The organism is Alcanivorax sp. S6407 (genome assembly GCF_023016115.1).
Classification (GTDB): Bacteria; Pseudomonadota; Gammaproteobacteria; order Pseudomonadales; family Alcanivoracaceae; genus Alcanivorax.
In genome coordinates, this window is record NZ_JALKBH010000017.1 from 1 (window position 1) to 3,121 (window position 3,121).

The 3,121-nt window shown below is 58.2% G+C and carries 3 protein-coding genes; 1 reads left to right on the forward strand and 2 read right to left on the reverse strand.

What is annotated here, in order from left to right; translation table 11 throughout:
* The first annotated feature begins 295 nt into the window (after positions 1-295).
* Entirely contained in the window at positions 296-901 is a 606-nt protein-coding gene (locus MWU49_RS17630; RefSeq protein WP_155137846.1) for a trimeric intracellular cation channel family protein, read from the forward strand.
* Positions 902-1,114: 213 nt separating this feature from the next.
* Here the strand turns inward: MWU49_RS17630 and MWU49_RS17635 are convergent, their stop codons facing one another.
* Positions 1,115-2,155, reverse strand: a complete 1,041-nt coding sequence (locus MWU49_RS17635) for a hypothetical protein (RefSeq protein ID WP_155137843.1) — start codon at positions 2,153-2,155, stop codon at positions 1,115-1,117.
* Entirely contained in the window at positions 2,152-2,940 is a 789-nt protein-coding gene (locus MWU49_RS17640) for a sterol desaturase family protein (RefSeq protein WP_155137840.1), read from the reverse strand. The genes MWU49_RS17635 and MWU49_RS17640 overlap by 4 nt, the downstream gene beginning before the upstream one ends.
* Between the last annotated feature and the right edge of the window lie 181 nt (positions 2,941-3,121).

Here is a 3,121-nt window from a genome sequence, read left to right on the forward strand (position 1 = left end):
AAGCGCTCTCAGGGTAGACTGGGTCATGGCGTATCATTCTCTGTTGGTTGTGATTCTTGCCGGAATCAATCAACAGGATACGCCATCCTTCTATCTCCCCGTACACCAGAAATGACCATAACTCGGCGAGAACCTTGGGCTGGCTCATAGGATTCTCCTGTCGCGTGTTTGTCAGTATGCTGACCATTCTGCCTGTTGCGGCGCACACTGTCAGTAATGGCAGTGTGACGCACGGGCGGCGTACGAAGCGATGCCAACGGTGCCAGGCAACGACGCCCTGTCTGCGGAGTGTCCCATGCTGCTCTATTATCTTGATCTTGCTGGCGTTGCCGTGTTTGCTGTCAGTGGTGTACTGGCGGCACGCGACCGGGACCTTGATTTGCTCGGTGTGCTCGTGGTTGCCGCGATCACAGCGATCGGTGGCGGAACGTTGCGTGACTTGCTGCTCGATCGTCACCCGATTTTCTGGATCACCGATACCTGGTACCTGGTCGTTATTCTTGCTGCCACTATCGCTACCGTGCTTTACCTGCGACTGCGCCAGCCACCGGGCATCAGCCTGCAAGTGGCGGATGCGTTTGGCCTTGGCCTGTTTGCGCTGTCCGGAGCCCAGTACGCCGAAGCGGCCAACAGCTCACCGTTGATTGTGGTGCTGATGGGCACCATGACCGGCGTTACCGGTGGCGTGATTCGTGATGTGATTACCGCCAAGGTGCCGCTGATCCTGCGCCAGGAAATTTACGCCACGGCCGCGATTGCCGGCGTGCTCGCTTATCTCGGCATGAAGCAGCTAGGCGTGCCGGAGAGTTACGCGTTCCCCGGCGGGATACTGGTTGTGGTTGGTATCAGGCTGGTGGCTATTCGTTGGGGGCTGCATTTGCCGGTGGTGCACAAGCCGTAGGAGCGCTTTACTTCCGGCTATACGGACTCTTCCGGATTTGTCAGTTTGTCCTTTTTTGCGAGATATGTATCAAACAGTGCTTGATGCCGCGTAAGGCTCAGCGTATCCATCGGACTATCGTAGTCGCGTACCCTTCGATCAGGTTCGCAAGAGTCTGGTCCTTTTGATTTTGTAAGATGAGCGTCCCTGTTTCCCGATCGCAGTGATGGCAACTCAGCAGAGGCTGGCACAGCCGGGCTTATTTCGCAGGGCGCTGTATATCAGTTCCGGATGCTGGTTGGAGGTAACCGTCCAGGCGACGCCGCTACTGGCGAAGCTCCAGGTATTGATCAGCGGTGTCAGCACAAGCAGGGCTGGCTTGTCCTTGCCCAGCGTGACGTCCAATCCATAAGGTGCCGGGTTGGGCAGGCCAAAGTCACGGGCCGCTGTGAGCAGGACAAAGTAGTTGCCGTCGGAGTAGTAGCCGGCCACGGCAGGCAGCGCGCCAGGATGAATCAGGCGTCGTTGCAGCGGCAGGCCAAGCAGGGCGTCGGGCAGCTTGCCGATGGCGGGCAGCCGTGCAGTGACCGCGTCGCCGCTCGCATCCGGCCAGTCCAGATCCCACTCGATCTGCATGGCGGAGGCCGGCAGCGTTGGAGCTTCGGGCAGTGTAATCGGCTGGTTGAACTCGATGTGCTGGTAACGGTAGCTGAACCCGTCGCCGCCGTGCAGGCTAATGTCGCCCGCCAGTGGAAAGCTGTACTGATCAAGTACCTGGGTGCGCGAATGCTGGATCAGGTCGTCGGGGTTGCGGGCTTTCTGTTTCAGCTCGATGGCATCGTGGCCAGCCACCTTGCTGACATTGCCAAGTGCATAGAAGTAGCGCCTGGTATTTTCGCGCCAGGCATCCTCAATGCGCTTGGCTTCCTGTTCCGCTGGTGCGGCGGGCAGATTGCGAATGATCACGGCGATATCCAGCGTTGGCAGCCAAGCCATCAGGGTGTCGCCCGTATAGCGGGTGACGCTGCCGGCGAGGCTGGCCGGCGCCGAGGTGTGACTGTGGAAGTCATGCGGGCGTTGGAACCAGATTTCGCTTTTCACCATGTCGTCGCCGTATAGTCCCTGCTGTTCCAGTACACCGTGGTAGCTTTGCACTGCGGCGATATTGCGCACGGTGCGCTCAATCTGCATTTCCGCCCAGCCGGCAAAACTGGTGGAGGCAGCGACCAGGAAAAGGCCGGGAACCAGGCTTGTCAGGGCAGGGCGAAGAGTCATTGTCCGGTGCTCCGTTTGGGTAACAGGCGGCGGGCCAGTTCAACCCAGCCATGAATTTGCAGCCACAGCGGATTGCGCCTGCCGGGGGCCGGCCGCACACCATACTGAATCGTCTGGTCTGTGCTGGCGAAGGTGCCGAACAACCGGTCCCAGATAATCAGTGTGCCGCCAAAGTTGCGGTCAACAATATCCGCGTTGCTGGCATGATGAATACGGTGATGGGTCGGTGTATTGAAAAGCCGACCGAAGGATCGCGGCCAGGGATCGGTTTCCGAATGCAGGAAGGCCTGGTAGGCGAGGTTGATCAGTTGCATGGTGATCACCATCAGCGGGTCGAAGCCGATGAGTGGCAAAGGCAACCAGAAAAAGAAGGTGATAAATGGGAACCAGCTTTGCCTCAGGGCGGTGCTCAGGTTGAAAAGGTTCGATGAGTGATGGGTAACATGGGCGGCCCAGAAAAACGCCAGCTTGTGGCTGCCGCGATGGAACCAGTAAAAGCAGAAGTCCTCAAGCACAAACAGTGCGCCCCACAGTACCCAGAAGCGGCCGCTGGCAGGGTCGAGCCACCAGGGACCAAAGTCGAACAGTCGGTACTGCCAGACGCTGTAGTAAATGCGGAACAGGATATCCAGCCAGACCAGACCGATCAGCAGGTAGCCGGCATACATCACCAGGTTGGTGGTGGTATCGCCAGCCCGATAGCGGGTCGGGTGGCGCCACCATTCGAGCAGTATAAGCAGGGCCAATAGCAGCAGACCGCCATAATAGGTGTGATCGGGGGTCATGGACGGACCATCATTGTTGTTATGTGGAAACCTGAAGCCTGATAGTCCCACAGTTGCGAGTTATTGTCAAATCTGGTGTACGGGCTCAGGCGGCGTTCCTGTCTGACTGATCCTGTACTTGTTCCCCATCCTTGAATTTCACGTTGTTGACCACGAGGGCCAGCAGATCAAATCCCTTGAT

What these genes read in the sequence shown, in the direction of transcription:
- MWU49_RS17630 (WP_155137846.1), top strand. Translation starts at nt 296, where the DNA reads ATGCTGCTCTATTATCTTGATCTTGCTGGCGTTGCCGTGTTTGCTGTC.
- MWU49_RS17635 (WP_155137843.1), bottom strand. Translation starts at nt 2,155, where the DNA reads ATGACTCTTCGCCCTGCCCTGACAAGCCTGGTTCCCGGCCTTTTCCTG.
- MWU49_RS17640 (WP_155137840.1), bottom strand. Translation starts at nt 2,940, where the DNA reads ATGACCCCCGATCACACCTATTATGGCGGTCTGCTGCTATTGGCCCTG.